The following is a 15,441-nucleotide window of genomic DNA, read 5'->3' as shown; positions in this document are numbered from 1 at the left end:
ACCCGTTTATGGTTTCCAAAGCAGGGGCAATACAACCGTAAAGTTTTTAGGACCTTCCATTACCTGAAAACCAGGTTGCTGCAATAGCTGGTATTTGGCTTTAATATTCTGCAGTCCTACCCCGTTTGTGGGAACCAATGTGGTTTTTCGCTGGAGATTATTGTTGACGACAAGTTTGTTTTCCCCGGCGGTAAAAACTTCAATGACCAGGGGGCTGTTTCTCGAAATAGCATTGTGTTTTACAGCATTTTCTACGGTCAGCTGAAGCGTCAGTGAGGGGAGGTAATATGAAAAATACTGCTTGTCGATACTGATATGCAGTTCGATGGCGCTTTCGTAACGGGTTTGCAGCAGCTGGAAGTACGATTCGATAAACTGCAATTCGTCTGCCAGGGTGCTGAGTGTTTCCCGGTTGTTTTTCAGCAGGTAACGGTATACTTTGCTCAGTTCATCCAGGAACCGGATCGCGCGCTCTTTTTCAAGACTGATCAGCGAAGACAGGGTGTTGAAGCAGTTAAAAAGAAAATGGGGATTGACCTGGTTTTTCAGCGTGTCAAATTCCTGTTTTAGTGAGCGTTGATGCAGCATTTCTTTTCCGGAGGCGCTTTCTTTATATTTTCTGAAAATATAATCGGTTTCATACAATGGCTCAAAGACCAGGTTTACACAAAGTCCTACCAGCGCGCCCTGCCAGAGATGCTGGCTCTCAAGTTGGTAGTTAAGGATATGGAATACGTGGTACAGGAGAAAGATAAGATAAACGGATGGCGTCATTACAAAAAGTGTGACCAGCGCCTTGCTCATGATCCGTTGCCGGGTTTGGGTAAGCGAAGGGTATTTTTTTTCGATCCACAGATCATACCGGGTATGCGCGTCCATGGATAAGATGCCCAGGGCGAAGATCAGGGGTGAAGAAAGCAGCCAGATCAATGGCTCTTCCCATAACCGGTCCTCAAACATTACCAACTGCAACATGACGGTAATGAACGGCATGGAGAAGAGAAATGAGTATAATCTTAATTTAGGCCATCTGAGTCCCTTCATGGTGCAGTTTCTTTTTTTTCAACGATCAGGGGTATCGAAATATGTTGTTGTCCATCCTGGTTTTTGACAATAAGCAGCTCAAGCCCCAGTAGCTTGTATTTCATGATCATGGTGTTGAGCGCAGTATCATGATCCATGTCTTTTGAAAAAGTTTTGGGTTGGAGATTGTATACGACCCGCAATATGTGGTGGCCCGCAGATTCAATGCGGATCACAAGGGGCTGCTGCTTGCTGATGATATGCTGCGCACAGGCATTTTCTGTAATTACCTGTAGCAGCAGCGGGGGTATATACCAGGAGCGGTCTTTTTCATGGATGGAGATGTGGATCTGCAATCCCGTTCCAAAGCGCTTCCGGAGCAGGTGGATATAGGCGTTTAAAAAATCGAGCTCGGTATGCAGCCGGACCAGGTGCTCATGGTCGTTCCGCAGCAGGTACCGGTACACTTTCGTCAGCTCGTTCAGGAAGTCTTCTGCTTTTTCCTCGTCTTCTTCAATGAGGCTGCTGAGCGAGTTCAGGCAATTAAAAAGAAAATGGGGATTGACCTGGCTTTTCAGTGCATTGAGCTGGCTCTGCTTATAAGAGGTATTTAAAAGCTCGGTATCTTCAAGGGTACGCTTCCAGGCATTGAAGCGGTAGATGCTTTCCATGAGAAACGTAAGAAAGATGATGATGATGGATATGGAAAGGTATACCCAGGCCAGCCTGCTTTCATTAAATTCTGTTTGGAAATAAGGGAGCGCCGCGTAGGCTTTAAAAAGAAGGTATTTGAAAAAAAAGGTAACGAGCATAAAGGTGACGATCATCAGGCTTAGCTTTTTGATGACCTGCTCTTCTTTCGGGAACCGCCTCCGGATCAGGGGGGAAACCGTGGTGCAAACCAGCGAAACGAGCGCAAGCTCCAGGAAGGTGATAAGGGAGGCTATCCCAAAAAAGAGTGGGTTGCTGTAATAGCCGCCGCCGAAATAAATGCTGTTAATGATCAGGGCTGTTACAATACAGATGAGGGCAATCGTTTTGAGCCTTTGCGGAGTGTATGTTAATGAATAAATGCTCATGGTTTTATAACGGTATCCGGCACTCGATCTCAGCCTGGTTGGTGTGTATGGATGAGTGGATCTTTCCATTCAGGTTTTTTACCCTGCTGACAAATTCCCGGTTGTTGAAAAAGTGCTGCAGCTGCTCCCTGTCGCAATGCTGGTGAGAAAATTGCAGGGTGTACAGTAACCGGTTTTTGTCTGCGCCCACGTGAATACAAATATCTTCGGCTGCTGCATGGATCAGGGCTTTTATACTGCGTTTGAATAGCAAAAGAATCTCGTAGCGCAGCTGAATATTCATCTTCAGCAGGGCTACTTTCGGATCGCTGGCCAGGTCGATATGCGTATGATAGCGGTTGTTCAGGATGCCTACATATTTTTGGAGCCGGAGTAACAATTGGGAGGTATTATCGTTTTCCGGTGAAATGGCCCAGAGCATATCCTGCATTGCGGAGATCATTTCTGAGCTCCGGAATTTGATCTGCTCCAGGAATTCCAGTGACTTTTTCGGGTCCGACAGGTGCTTTAGAACGGCTATTTCACTCAGGATATTAATGTTTTCCAGGGTCGCGCTCACATCGTTATGAAGCCTGCTGCCGATATTGGTGCGTAGTTTTTCCATTTCTTCCCTGCGCTTCATCCGGTAATGATCCAAAAGGTATAAAAGAAAGAGGACCGTAAGCGCCAGCAGGATAAAGAACCAGAGCGTTTTGTAGAACGGCGCCCGGATCTCGATGGGGATCGTAAGTATTCCGTTGAGCGAATGGTTTTCTGCAAGGTATGCTGTTTTCAGGAGATACTTTCCGGAGGGAATATAGTCGAGCAGTACCTCACCGGTGGCTGTGGCCGTTTTCCATTTCCTGTCCATTCCTTCCAGCTGGTAGTAAACCGGGTAAACCGTATGAAAGGTATTGGTCGTGAACCGGGCTTTGAGCGATATCCTGCGCGGTCCCAGTACGATCTTTTTTAAGGCCAGTATGGAATCTGCAGGAACCGGTATGTCATTCAGATAAAGCTCTGCGAGCCGGATCTTCGGGGTCGAATGATTTTTTATTCCATGCAAAATATGCTCCGGGTCGAAGACGACCATGCCGTGATTGGTGCCGAAAACAATACGGCCATCCTTTAAACTGGCTTCTGCGGCATAGTTGTAACTAAAGTCGTCGAGCCCGTTGCGTTCATCAAAAGTGTATGCTGCTGCACTTTTATCCGATGAGCGGGCTGTAATTCCCGTGGCGGAGCTTGTCCATATCACACCGTTACGGTCAATAGCCAGGTTGGCCAGGGATGCTTTTTTTTCATGATAGCGGAAACGGCCCGTTTTTGTATTGAGGATGTTGAGCCCGTCTAAACTAAACACCAGGATGCTGTCATTGATCTCCGCAATATCCGGTACTGCCAGGCCCGGGATCCCTTCTCCCCGTGGCCGGCCGGGCATATAATGATGAATTCTTTGTTCTTTTTCTGCCTGGATCCGGTACAGACCATCCCAGATGGTGCCCGCCCATACCTCGTTATGCCTGTTCACCAGTAGCCGGCATACGGGTGAACTGGTTTTTTCGACCAGCTTCCAGGTTTTACTGGCGGGGGTATATTTTACAATATGTCCGCCCTGCGTCCCAAACCACAGGTTGCCGTTTTGATCTTCTGCTACCTGGCGCACGGTGGTGTTCTGAAAAACGGGAGGCCTGATGCGGGTAACCCTTCGGCCCTTTTTTTCATAAAACCCAACCCATCCGTTTTGCATACCCCATACGATATTTTCATCGCGGGTTTCTTCCAGGCACCATACCATTCCTTCTTTTAACCCTGAATTGTTGGGAAATAAACCGGATGAAACGGGCTGCAGCTGCTGGTCGTAACTAAAGATCCCATAGCCCCAGGTGCTTACAAGGATCTCGCCGGAGCGGGTTTCCAGTATATCGGTAACCTCCTGTTTGAAGGCGGTGTCCTTGCCGGCTACCCGGTTGTGCATAAAATTGAAAACATGCTGCGGCGGGTTAAAATGATAAACGCCTTTGTTGGTGGCAAGCCAGATATTTTTTTCCCGGTCTTCAAAAAGATGGTGAATGACATCATACCGCAGGCTGTAAGCCCCGGGTGCATCTTTCCCCGCCGGCTCCACCTTGTGCTGCCCGGGAACCAGTTTGGCAAAAAGGTTTTCACCGGCGATCCATGTAGCTCCGGCTGTTTCAATAACGCCATATACGGTATAGTACTCATTTTTTGTGGCACGCAGGATCACATCATCCCAACGCTGTACAGATCCGCCGGCATCCCAGCTTTTAATGATCAGACCCGTTTCAGGCCAGGCGCCGATCCATTTTCTTTTATCAGCATCTTCATAAAAGAAGTTGACCATTTTAAGGTCGGCGAAGGCATTGATAACTGCATCATTGTCTCTGTTATGCCCGGCATACGAAAGCCGGCGGAGGAAAGGGTTATATTTGACCAGGCCATTTGCTGTGCCGATCCAGTAGTTCCGCTCGGCATCCTGGTAAAATTGCGTAGGAAGCCATCCCGGGGGCAACGGGATCCGGTTGTATTGCTCACTGACTTCTGTGCAGCCGGCATTCATCGTCAGAAAGCCCTGCAACCGGTATACAAGAAGGAGGGTTCCGTCCCTGTCTGCATACAAAGTTGCATTCCTGGGGCGGATATGGCCGGGTAACCGCACTTTTACAGGATGCCATTTAAAATCGGTTGTGTTAAAATAGCCCAGTATCGAATCCGCGATCACCATCCAGATCCGGTCTTTCCGGTCTACATAGAGGTCGTTCAGGGCGCCTTGCGGGAGAAGCCGGCCATCGGTGAAAAAATTCAGAAAGCGGTAGCCATCATAACGCTGCAGGCAATTAGGAGTAGCCATCCAGATATATCCCTTCGAATCCTGTTGAACTTTGCTCACGGTATTACTGGAAAGACCATCGCGCAGACCCAGGTGTGCGAACAGGTAGTTCTGCTGCGCTGTTGCCGTAAGGCACTTTACCAGTAAAAGGAAACACAACAGTCGTTTGATCAAGCAAATCAGATTGTAGAGAACAAAGCTACCGGAAAAAAATGAGAGCAGTATACAGTCCGCGCTGCAAAATGAACGGTTCCTGCCACAGGTATTGCAACTGAACGGGTACCGTTGTACCGGTATCAAAAAATGCAGCGCTGTTGGTGTTGCTGCGGCCGCCGCGCATTGCGCTTAAACAGCAAGACCGATCAAAAAGTCTGCTTTGAATCGTGTTCTGAACAACAATTCAGGGTGAACAGCCTTTCTGACCGGCCCGTGGTTCTTATTGTCCGCTTCTGCCTTACCGGGCAGGCTGTTTTGCCATGTCTTTAAACTGCATAGGTGCAGGAGCTACGTTTTTAACGGGTGCTGTGGTTTTAAGATATGCATGAATGGCTTGTATATCTTCGTCGGTAAGTTTTGCTAAATTGAACCAGGGCATTGGGGGCAGCAGCGGACGGGCTGCTTCCATGCCTTTGAATTTTCCGTGTCTCAGGGCATTTTTAAAATTTTCAAGCGGCCAGCTCCCGGCACCACTGTCGTCACTGGTGAGGTTTGAAGCAAAACTGATTCCCCAGGGACCCGCGGCCGCCGTCATGTCCTCGTTAAACTGGGCGATCCCTTTTTGTGCCAGCGCACTGTCGAAGCTGCTGACCGGCCGGTCAGAAGGATAACCCGATAACTGGGTTTCGGGAACCACTTCCGGGCCGTTGGGCCCCATTTTTTTAGGCGAGTGACAGTCGTTACATCCTGCTATGGTTACCAGGTACGCGCCACGGGTTACCATAGCGGCTGAATCGTTGGTGGTGGTTGGGCCGGCTGCCGGCGTCTTCGTATTGCCAGCCTGATCGCATGAAAAACAGAGAAGGGCTGTTGTGTAAGCAGCCAGTAAGAGTAAATTGCGCATATTGCTTTGTTTATGGTTGTAGAAAAACTTGCTTCCGCGCATAAAAATAGCTTCATTGCTATTTTTGCGCAATGCAGCATTGCATGAACTGTGGTTTTCCGTATATGAATTGGAGCAGCAGTTGTTATGGCGGGCCCAACCAGGCAGGGGAGCAAAAAAAAACCCGGCATTGCCGGGTTGTGGTTGTATACCTGTGTTTCGTTATTTTTTCATTACAAAGCTTTCCATGAACTTGGTGTTGAAGTTCCCATTACGGAAATCTTCATTTTGCATCAGTTGCAGATGGAAGGGGATGGTGGTTTTTATACCTTCGATCACATATTCGCTCAGTGCACGGTACATGGTATTGATGGCCTCATCGCGTGTGCGTGCCACTGTGATCAGTTTCCCGATCATGGAATCATAATAGGGAGGGATGGTATAGCCTGCATACACATGGCTGTCAACCCGAACACCATGTCCGCCGGGAACATGAAGGTTGGTGATCTTGCCGGGAGAGGGACGGAAATCGTTATAGGGGTCTTCCGCATTGATCCGGCACTCGATGGCGTGCATCTGGGGAAGGTAGTCGGCCCCCGAAACCTTTTCCCCCATTGCAATCTTGATCTGTTCTTTGATCAGGTCAAAATTGATCACTTCTTCAGTTACACAATGTTCTACCTGGATCCGGGTATTCATCTCCATAAAATAAAAGTTCCGGTGCTTATCCACCAGGAACTCGATGGTGCCTACGCTTTCATAGCCGATGGCGCCTGCTGCTTTTTTTGCCGCCTCGCCCATAGCGTGGCGCAGTTCATCCGTCATAAACGGAGAGGGGGATTCTTCCACCAGTTTCTGGTGCCGGCGCTGAATGGAGCAGTCGCGCTCACTGAGATGGCAAATGGTGCCATACTGGTCACCGGCTACCTGTATTTCTATATGACGGGGCTCTTCCACGAATTTTTCCATATAGATCCCGTCGTTTTTAAAGGAGGCGGCTGCTTCCGCTTTTGCGGTATCGTAGGCCCGTTCTATTTCTGATTCTTCCCAAACGATGCGCATGCCTTTTCCGCCACCGCCGGCTGTTGCTTTTAAGATAACCGGGTACCCGATTTCCTTTGCAACGCTCTTAGCATGATCCAGGCTCTTCAGCAGGCCTTCGCCTCCCGGAACCACCGGTACACCTGCCTTGATCATGGTTTCCTTGGCCGTAACCTTGTCGCCCATTTTGTTGATCATTTCGGCAGTGGGGCCAATGAATTTGATCCCGTTTTCATTGCAGATATTGGCAAATTTGGCATTTTCGGCAAGGAATCCATAACCGGGATGCACGGCATCCGCGTTGGTGATTTCCACCGCCGCCATGATATTGGGTACATTTAAATATGAGTCTACGCTGGCAGGCCTTCCGATACAAACAGCCTCATCTGCAAACTTCACGTGCAGGCTTTCACTGTCTGCTGTAGAATAAACCGCAACGGTCTGGATGCCCATTTCCCTGCAGGTCCGGATCACACGCAAGGCAATTTCACCCCTGTTCGCAATTAATATTTTTTTAAACATGTTTCTAATTTGATAATTTGATAATAGGCCGATTTGGAAATAAAAAACCAATTAAAAGTATTTTGAAAACAGCACCCTGTTTTCAAATCTTCAAATTGGTTATTTATCAAATTAAATTAAGGCTCTACCAGGAAAAGGGGCTGATCAAATTCAACCGGGGAGGCATCATCTACCAATACTTTGATCACCTTTCCGCTTACTTCACTTTCGATTTCATTGAAAAGCTTCATGGCTTCGATTACACAAATAACCTTGCCGGGTGCCAGTACATCACCTTCTTCCACAAAGTTGGGTTTGTCGGGGGCCGGTCTCCGGTAAAAGGTACCGATCATCGGGCTTTTAATAGTAATGGCATTAGAAGGAGCTTCAGCAGCCTTTGGTGCGCCGGCAGCTGCAGGTGCCGCCTGTGCAGGAAGCGAAGCTATGGGCGCCTGGGGTTGATGCAGCTGTACAGGTGCTGCGGTAACAACCTGGGTCACCTGCTCTTCTTTCTGGCGGATGCAGATTTTGAAATCCTTTTGTTCAATACTTAATTCGCCAATATTCGATTTGTTAATCATTTTGATTAACTCCTGGATTTGCTTAAAGTCCATATTCTTCAAGATTTAAAATAGTTTGGAGTCTGATTTCTTTATTTTTTCTCTCAATAGAAAATTAATAAGAAAGAAGAAAGCTAAGGTAAACAATTCAGTAGCATTTTCTTTTGATATTTTAGAAAAACACTACAATTTATACGAAAAATGGCTTAAAACCGGATGATTTAAGCCATTTTTCAAGGTTATTTTAATTTAGTCCTTTACACGTTCAACATACTCGCCCGTTTTGGTATTAACGCGAATGAGCTCTCCTTCGTTCACAAATAAAGGAACGCTCACCGTGGCCCCGGTTTCAACCGTAGCCGGCTTCAGCGTGCGGGTAGCGGTATCGCCCTTCAGTCCCGGCTCGGTATAGGTAACGAGCATAACAATCTTATCGGGAAGCTCCACGCTAACGGGAAGTTCGGTTTCTGTATTTATGGCAATGGCAACTTCCTGTCCTTCTTTCAGGAATTGCGGCGCATCAATCAGGCTTTCTGCAACGCTCATTTGCTCAAAAGTGGTATTATCCATGAAATTGTAGCCGGTTTCATCCTGGTACAGGTACTGGTAAGCCCTCTTTTCAACACGAACGGGGTAGATCGTATCTCCGGAATTCCACGTTTTTTCAATAGTGCGGCTGTTGTCCACACCTTTTAACTTGGCCCAAACTTTTGCTGCCGCACGTGCAGTTTTGTTTTCACCAAATTCCACTACCGAATAAAGATTGCCATCGAGTTTTAAGATCATGCCGCGGCTGATGTCTGCTGTATTTGCCATGTAAATTTTTTTGTCCGAAGGACCCCTTCGGGGAGGCGCAAAGATAATAGTTGCTGATAAGTTCGCAAACTTACCACCAGAAAAATATCCCCGGAAAGAAAAATAATGCAAGACTGTATTATACATTATAATAAAATATATATAATAAAATATTTAACATTTGTTCTTAATTATGTATTTTTATTGCTAATAATATCAGTTATATTTTTAGTTTTACTTGTTTTTATGACTATTTAAATAAATTATATACATTATTAATATAAATAATATTATTTAAACTGAGGATTTGACACTCATTTCTAACCGGTAAAAGCACCAAAACTAACATGAAGAGGGCCTGCCAGTGGATGGACATAAACCAGTTTTAAAACAAATTAAAATTTTATTGAATGAGAAAAATTCTGTTGCTCACAAAAACGATCTTTATTTCCGGAGCCTTATTTGCCCAGGATGGAACCACCGGCGGAGGAGAAGAAAAAGGCGATCTGCAGATCAGTGGTTCTGTGGATGCTTATTACCGGTTTAATTTTAATCATGCAAAATCCGTCCAGCAGGCAAATAATTTTACCAGCTTTACCAACTCGCATAATTCATTTGAATTGGGTATGGCATCGCTGAAAGCAGGGTACACCAAGGGTCGGGCCGGAGTGGTGGTTGACCTGGGGTTTGGTACAAGAGCAAGAGAGTTTTCCTATAATGAGACGGGAGTTACCCAGGCCATTAAACAGGCTTATATTACCTATTCCCCCACAGATGCCATTAAGTTATCTGCAGGGAAATGGGGTACCCATGTGGGTTACGAACTGCTCGATCCCCAACTGAACCGGAATTATAGTATGAGCTATATGTTCTCTTATGGCCCCTTCTCTCATACCGGTCTGAAGGCCGACTTTTCGTTGGGCAAAGGATTTGGGATGATGGCGGGCGTCACCAATCCGACCGACTATCTTTCCGCTCCGTGGAATAAAAAATTCATTATCGGGCAGTTCAGCAAAACTTCTGAAAAGGTAAATGTTTACCTGAACTATGTGGGCGGAAAGGATACGGCGGGCATCGCATCAAACCAACTGGGGCTGACGGCTACAGCAAAGATCAGCGACCTGTTCTCGCTGGGTTATGATGGCACCGTGAAAATGGTGAAGCCTGAGGAGCTCTCTTCCCAAAGCTGGTGGGGATCCGCGTTATATGTAAATGTTGATCCCTCTGAAAAGTTTGGCATAACGCTGCGCGGGGAATATTTTGACGACAAGAAAGGTGTGATCACCAACCCGGATGGCAGCGCTTTACTGGGCACTTCCGTTATACAGGGCACCCTGTCATTGAATATTAAACCGGCCAGCGGGCTAACGATCATACCCGAATTCAGGATCGATAGTGCAAAAGATCCCATTTTTATGAAAAACTCCGGTGACGGAACAAAAAGTACCGGTACCTTTTTATTGGCTGCTGTATACGCTTTCTGATTAAGACCATTGCTGCTGGTTATTTCCAGGCCCTGCATATGGCGGGGCCTTTTCTTTCCGCAAAGGGAAACTTCCTGAAAACAGGCTTATACAGAGACCGCGCAATTGATCCATTCGCCGTCAAATGAGGCATTGTATTTCTTGTAGAAATTGATAGCGGGCGCATTCCAGTCGAGCACCTGCCAGCAGATCCGCTTGAATCCTTTTTCTTTTGCTTCTTCAAATAACCGGTCAAACAGGCGGGCGCCGATCTTATGGCCGCGCATATTTTCTGTTACAAGAATATCTTCCAGGTACATGGCCTGTCCCTTCCAGGTTGAGAAGCGGATATAATAAAGTGCAAAAGCCACGATCCCGTTTTCGGTTTCCGCCACAAATGCCCACCAAACCGGGTTGGGGCCAAAGCCGCTTTCTGTAAAATGCTCCAGCGACACGGTAACTTCCTGCGGGGCTTTTTCATAATCTGCCAGTTCCTTTACCAGTTCCAGTATCCGCTGGCAGTCGGCTGCCACAGCGTTGCGTATCTTTATTTCCATGCCCGCAAATTAGGATATTTTTAGTTGGGGCGCCCCTACCATGGAAAGAAGGGAATGCATTTTAAAACGATGTACATAAAAGGGGAGGCGGCCCGCCAGGCAGCTTTTGTTATTTCCCATATATGATTGCCCGGGCTGATCTTCAGTGCCCGCATCGGCAGGGGGTACATTTATAGGTTAATTCCTTTACTGCCATTTGTATGCTTTAGCCGGTTCGTCTATCTTTGCTGCATTCATGGCTGGTCTGCTCCGACATATTTTTGCCGGCTTTTTAATGCTGGTGATCGTTTTTGCAGCTTTTTCTCCGGACATCGTTCTGATGTATGAAAAATCTGTCAATAAGGAGCATATTGCCCTCGCGGCCGATGCGGGCATGGAGGAAAAGACCAGCGAAATCAAAGAGCTGCTGCCTGAAAAAGAATTTATTAACAATAACGGCTGCGTGGAACCGATCCCGGGGCTCTCTTTTGTAAAAATATTCGGTGCTTTCCTGCAGCCCTATGTTCATCCGCTTCACAGCCCCATACCAACACCACCTCCGCGGTTAGCAGTTTAAAGATCGCTTTATGTTTACCGGGTTATGATGCCCGGGTTCTTATTTTTTATTCCCTTAATTTAATTGATGATCATGATCAACCGCAAAATTGTTGTGCGTACACTGGGTGCGTTTCTTTTCTTTAGCCTGGCATCCGTTGCCGGTGCGCAAACCTTAACCGATAAGGAACTCAAAACCCGGGTGGCCGAAATTGAAAACCCGCTACAGAAAATTGTACAGCTTGAGCCCCGGCAATTCGAATACAAAACAAAGGACTATAAATACCTGAAGCTGTCAGAAGGGGCGCAGTATGGTTTTATGGATGATAATGTGAAAAAGGTATTTCCCGGCCTTGTTAAGGAAAAAAAAGTGTCCTATATGTTTGGCAAAAATGCCTACCGGGATGCAAAAGTATCCACGATTGATGAATCCGGTCTGATACCGGTATTGGTTGCCTCCATCAAGCAGCAGCAGGAAGAAATTGAAATGCTGAAGGCAGAACTGCTGAAGCTGAAAAAGGAAACAGCAGGTAAATAAGTGGCGGAACAGCTCCGCTGCGCAGGTTAAAGAAGCCCTTTTTCCGTAGCTTTTTTTATCAGCGCGGCGGAGTTATTAACCTCAAATTTCTGCATCAGGTTCCTGCGGTGGGTTTCTACTGTTTGGGGGCTGATAAATAGTTGCCGGGCAATGGCACTGGTTGTGGCGCCCTGGCCAACCAGCTGGAGTATTTCTTTTTCACGTGTGGTAAGACGGGGCAATGCCTTGCCTGCGGGCGTGGGGCTGAACAGGAGTTTTTGTATTTCTGACTGCATGATGAACTGGTTGTTCATTACCTGGGAAATAGCGGCAACGAGGTCCTGCCTCGACGTATTCTTCAGCAGGTATCCGTCGGCTCCGCTTTCCAGCATCTCCTGGACCACGCTCTTTTCGGTATGATTGGTAAGTGCAATGATCTTCGTTTTTTTGTATTGCTTTTTTACGGTGCGGCACATTTCAATTCCCGACATTTCGGGAAGGCTGATATCCAGCAACAGCACATCTACCGGTTGGGAACCTAAAAACAGCAGTGCTGCTTCCGCTGTTGAAAAAACGCCTCTTAGTTCCAGTCCCTCACTGCCCTGCAGGATACTGCTTAATCCCTCTGCAATGATGGAATGATCTTCTACCACAAGTACGGATAATTTATGGGTTATCATGGATCCTTAATTCTATATTTACAATAGTGCCTTTGCCGGGTTCGGAGTGAAGATCCATGCTGCCTTTGAGAAAGTCGACCCGGCTCCGGATATTATCCAGCCCGATCCCGCGGCGGTTTCCATGGTCATCCGGGTTGATCCCGCTGCCATTGTCTTCTACGGTGATAAAAAAAACGGTGCCATCCTGGCTGCACTGCACAAAGGCTTCCGAAGCGCCGGAATGCTTTACAATATTCGCCAGCAGCTCCTGTATGATCCGGTAAATGATGATCTGCACCTGCCGGGGCAGGCTGTTGCTGATATTCATGAAGCTGAAGTCGACCCGTAACTGCTCGTTGGATAAAGATTGACAGAGATCAGAAAGGGCCGTGCGTAATCCCGAACGCAGGAGGGCTTCGGGCATCATGTTGCGGGCAATGCGTCGTAACTCTGTTACCGAATCGTCGAGCTGAATAATGACCCGGTTGATTTCGCTGGAAGGATCATCGTGGAGCGCGTTGGTGAGGTTTATTTTTACACCGGCGAGCATACCTCCCAACCCGTCATGGAGGTCACGGGCCATGCGCGCCCTTTCTTTTTCTTCTCCCTGTAACAGCGCCTGCGTTACAGCGATCTCCTGTTCCTGCTTTAATGACCGTACCTGCTGTTCGGCCCTTGATCGCCGGAGCCTGCTGAAGTATACAAAGAGCAGCGACGCCAGCAGGAGTCCGCCAATGCTGCCCCACATGATGATCCGTTGTGTTTTGACTTTGCTGCTGATGGCCAGCAGCTCATTTTCCTTTTGTACATAATTAAATTTAGCTTCCAGCCTGGCGATCTGGACCCGCGTCTGCACATCGTTCATACTGTCCGAAAGCGCGGCGTATTGGCTCAGCCAGTCAAAGGCCGCCGTCATATGCTGAAGGTCGGCCTCGGTTGTGGCCAGGTCGCGATAGATCTGTTTCCGGTCAAGGTCCGTTGTAATATAGCCGTTCCTGTATAGCTGCAGCAGGATGTCCCGCGCCTCCAGGGTTTTGTGCTGGCTTTGAAATAACCGCGCCTTCTGGTAAAGCAGCGTGCGGAGGTCGTTGCGGCTCTTTATTTTCCGGGCAACGGAAAGCCCTTTGTCGATATTTTGCATAGCCGGCGCCGGCTGATGGGTATTGATATAGTATTGGGCTTCGGTGGTATAATAGTATGGGTCGTAGAGGGAGCCCGGCTGGGTCCGGATGATGCTGAGAGCACTATCCAGGTTAGCCCTTGCCTTTATGTTATCTTCCTTTTGTAAATAGATCTTGGCCAGGTTAATAAAGTTATCTGCCTGCCGCAGGTCCCGTGGCTGGTTGCGCTGAAAGATAGCGATCGATTTGCCGGCATACAAAATAGCTTTTTCAAAGTTGCCAAAATTTAAAAACGGCAGCGAAAGGTTCGTATAACCCTGCGCAACAGCCAGGCTGTCCCCGGCTTTCAGGGCAAGCGGGATCGATTGGTTTAATACGATATCAATAAAGGTTTGGTTGTCGTTTTGGTACTGTGCTATGACTCCCTTATTTGCCCACGAACGGCTTTGGTACCTATAGGAAGCAGGTGTTGTATGCCGGCTCAGCAGGGAAAGGGCCTGGTCAAAAAAGGCTTCTCCTTTGCGTATGTCGTAATCCATGTACAACCGTCCCCAATAAAAGTAAGCGAGTCCCTGGTAATAGGACCGGTTCCCGGAGAGATGCAGCCCCTGTTGTATAAAGCGGGAGGCTCTGGCGGTATCTGTCGCGGATAGTTCGTCGCCCACCAGGTAAAGGATCCGGGCCTTTGCCGTGTCTGTTTTCTGATGATTGGCCAGCTGTAGCAAACTGTCAGCAGCAGAACCGTATTGTGCAAAGAGATTTACAGCATGCCAGAGGATGGCAAAAAGGAAACTGCTTTTTTTGATATAGGAGACGGTTGCTGCCATTTTTCAGATCATTTATCTTGGTACCGCATCAACGCAATGATGCTTCCCGGAGCTGCAAAAATCGAATTTCCTGTTGATAAGGTCAATACCCGGATACCCGTATTTCATCTACCGGTTTTCATGGATAAAAAAAATGAAGGTTTCTGCTGATTGTTTGTGACCGGTATTTGAATCATTTTAGCAGGATCATTGTCGTCTAAAGCTAAAGGAAAATTTATGAAGAATTATCAAAAATTGTTACTGGCCGTTCTAACCTTATTTGTATGGATGCCATCCTGTAAAAAAAAGGATGTATCTAAAAAGAACACCGTATTGTATGAGACCGATTTTAGTAGCGATGACGGATACTGGTGGACCGGCACAGACGTCTATGGCACCACTTTCATCAGTAATGGCTATTATAACATGGTTACCCCTCCTACAGGTAACGGGCAGAATAATACGCTTACCCAGGGCGTTTTTACCGGGGGGCAAAAAAATACGGCGGTGGAGATTTCTTTAAAAGTGGCCCGGAATCAGACTACAGACAGTTACGGGGCAGGCCTTGTATGGGGTAAATCCGGTTCGGGCGCTACCAGGACTGCTTATTATTTTTATATTTCCCCGAGGGGCGGTTACACGGTATATGGGTTTCCCAATGGCCTGAATAACCCGGGTGTAACCTATGCGGACTGGACTACTAACAGCATCGTCAGACCGGATGGATTCAATAAACTTGGGATTGAGCTAAAGCAGGGGCAATATCATTTCAGCATCAATGGCCGGGAAGTGTATAGTATGGCCGCCGGGAACAATGCTAAATTGGATTTAATGGGATTGGGCGCAGGGAAAGGCCTGAATGTGCAGGTCGATTATTTTAAAGCATCGGAGCTGCCCTGATGAGGCATTGGTAGCA

General features: G+C 47.4%; 14 protein-coding genes. 4 read left to right on the top strand and 10 right to left on the bottom strand.

All coding sequences use genetic code 11. From position 1 onward, the window contains the following. Positions 1-6 precede the first annotated feature (6 nt). From BLS44_RS21915 to efp, 7 genes are all read right to left on the bottom strand, one after another. Complete coding sequence (locus BLS44_RS21915; protein WP_090392445.1) at positions 7-1,044, bottom strand: sensor histidine kinase; 1,038 nt, start codon at positions 1,042-1,044, stop codon at positions 7-9. Continuing rightward, the gene (locus BLS44_RS21910; RefSeq protein ID WP_176954514.1) at positions 1,041-2,102 is read right to left on the bottom strand and encodes a sensor histidine kinase; all 1,062 of its coding nucleotides are present in this window, start codon (positions 2,100-2,102) and stop codon (positions 1,041-1,043) included. The genes BLS44_RS21915 and BLS44_RS21910 overlap by 4 nt, the downstream gene beginning before the upstream one ends. A 4-nt stretch (positions 2,103-2,106) precedes the next feature. After that, positions 2,107-5,106 carry a ligand-binding sensor domain-containing protein gene (locus tag BLS44_RS21905; protein ID WP_143019885.1) on the bottom strand — a complete coding sequence of 1,000 codons (3,000 nt, stop codon included), beginning with the start codon at positions 5,104-5,106 and terminating at the stop codon, positions 2,107-2,109. A 280-nt stretch (positions 5,107-5,386) separates the two neighbouring features. Next, positions 5,387-5,992, bottom strand: a complete 606-nt coding sequence (locus tag BLS44_RS21900; RefSeq protein WP_176954513.1) for a c-type cytochrome — start codon at positions 5,990-5,992, stop codon at positions 5,387-5,389. A gap of 201 nt (positions 5,993-6,193) precedes the next feature. Next, on the bottom strand, positions 6,194-7,534 hold the full coding sequence (gene accC, locus BLS44_RS21895; protein ID WP_090392439.1) for an acetyl-CoA carboxylase biotin carboxylase subunit: 1,341 nt from the start codon (positions 7,532-7,534) through the stop codon (positions 6,194-6,196). Positions 7,535-7,650: 116 nt separating this feature from the next. Beyond that, positions 7,651-8,127 carry an acetyl-CoA carboxylase biotin carboxyl carrier protein gene (gene accB / locus BLS44_RS21890; RefSeq protein WP_090392437.1) on the bottom strand — a complete coding sequence of 159 codons (477 nt, stop codon included), beginning with the start codon at positions 8,125-8,127 and terminating at the stop codon, positions 7,651-7,653. A 195-nt stretch (positions 8,128-8,322) separates the two neighbouring features. Beyond that, positions 8,323-8,889, bottom strand: a complete 567-nt coding sequence (efp, locus tag BLS44_RS21885) for an elongation factor P (protein ID WP_090392494.1) — start codon at positions 8,887-8,889, stop codon at positions 8,323-8,325. Between the two features lie 389 nt (positions 8,890-9,278). Between efp and BLS44_RS21880 the strand changes: the two genes are divergently transcribed. Next, on the top strand, positions 9,279-10,352 hold the full coding sequence (locus BLS44_RS21880; RefSeq protein ID WP_090392435.1) for a porin: 1,074 nt from the start codon (positions 9,279-9,281) through the stop codon (positions 10,350-10,352). A gap of 86 nt (positions 10,353-10,438) precedes the next feature. Here BLS44_RS21880 and BLS44_RS21875 read toward each other — a convergent pair whose 3' ends face one another. Next, positions 10,439-10,888 (bottom strand): GNAT family N-acetyltransferase, encoded by a 450-nt coding sequence (locus BLS44_RS21875; protein ID WP_090392433.1) that lies wholly within the window; start codon positions 10,886-10,888, stop codon positions 10,439-10,441. A gap of 235 nt (positions 10,889-11,123) precedes the next feature. On the opposite strand from BLS44_RS21875, the gene BLS44_RS21870 reads away from it, so the two are divergent. Next, complete coding sequence (locus BLS44_RS21870; protein ID WP_090392431.1) at positions 11,124-11,444, top strand: hypothetical protein; 321 nt, start codon at positions 11,124-11,126, stop codon at positions 11,442-11,444. A gap of 72 nt (positions 11,445-11,516) precedes the next feature. Further along, positions 11,517-11,960, top strand: a complete 444-nt coding sequence (locus BLS44_RS21865; RefSeq protein WP_176954512.1) for a tail fiber domain-containing protein — start codon at positions 11,517-11,519, stop codon at positions 11,958-11,960. A 26-nt stretch (positions 11,961-11,986) separates the two neighbouring features. On the opposite strand, the gene BLS44_RS21860 is transcribed toward BLS44_RS21865, so the two are convergent. Beyond that, positions 11,987-12,619 carry a response regulator gene (locus BLS44_RS21860; protein WP_090392427.1) on the bottom strand — a complete coding sequence of 211 codons (633 nt, stop codon included), beginning with the start codon at positions 12,617-12,619 and terminating at the stop codon, positions 11,987-11,989. Beyond that, positions 12,606-14,546 carry a tetratricopeptide repeat-containing sensor histidine kinase gene (locus BLS44_RS21855; protein WP_090392425.1) on the bottom strand — a complete coding sequence of 647 codons (1,941 nt, stop codon included), beginning with the start codon at positions 14,544-14,546 and terminating at the stop codon, positions 12,606-12,608. Before BLS44_RS21855 ends, BLS44_RS21860 begins: the two co-directional genes overlap by 14 nt. A 216-nt stretch (positions 14,547-14,762) precedes the next feature. Here BLS44_RS21855 and BLS44_RS21850 point away from each other — a divergent pair, with 216 nt between their 5' ends. Further along, on the top strand, positions 14,763-15,425 hold the full coding sequence (locus BLS44_RS21850; RefSeq protein WP_090392423.1) for a hypothetical protein: 663 nt from the start codon (positions 14,763-14,765) through the stop codon (positions 15,423-15,425). The last annotated feature ends 16 nt before the right edge of the window (positions 15,426-15,441 follow it).

Source organism: Niabella drilacis (assembly GCF_900101395.1).
GTDB lineage: Bacteria > Bacteroidota > Bacteroidia > Chitinophagales > Chitinophagaceae > Niabella > Niabella drilacis.
The sequence above is the reverse complement of the archived record's forward strand: the minus strand, read 5'-3'. Positions and strand labels throughout refer to the sequence as shown.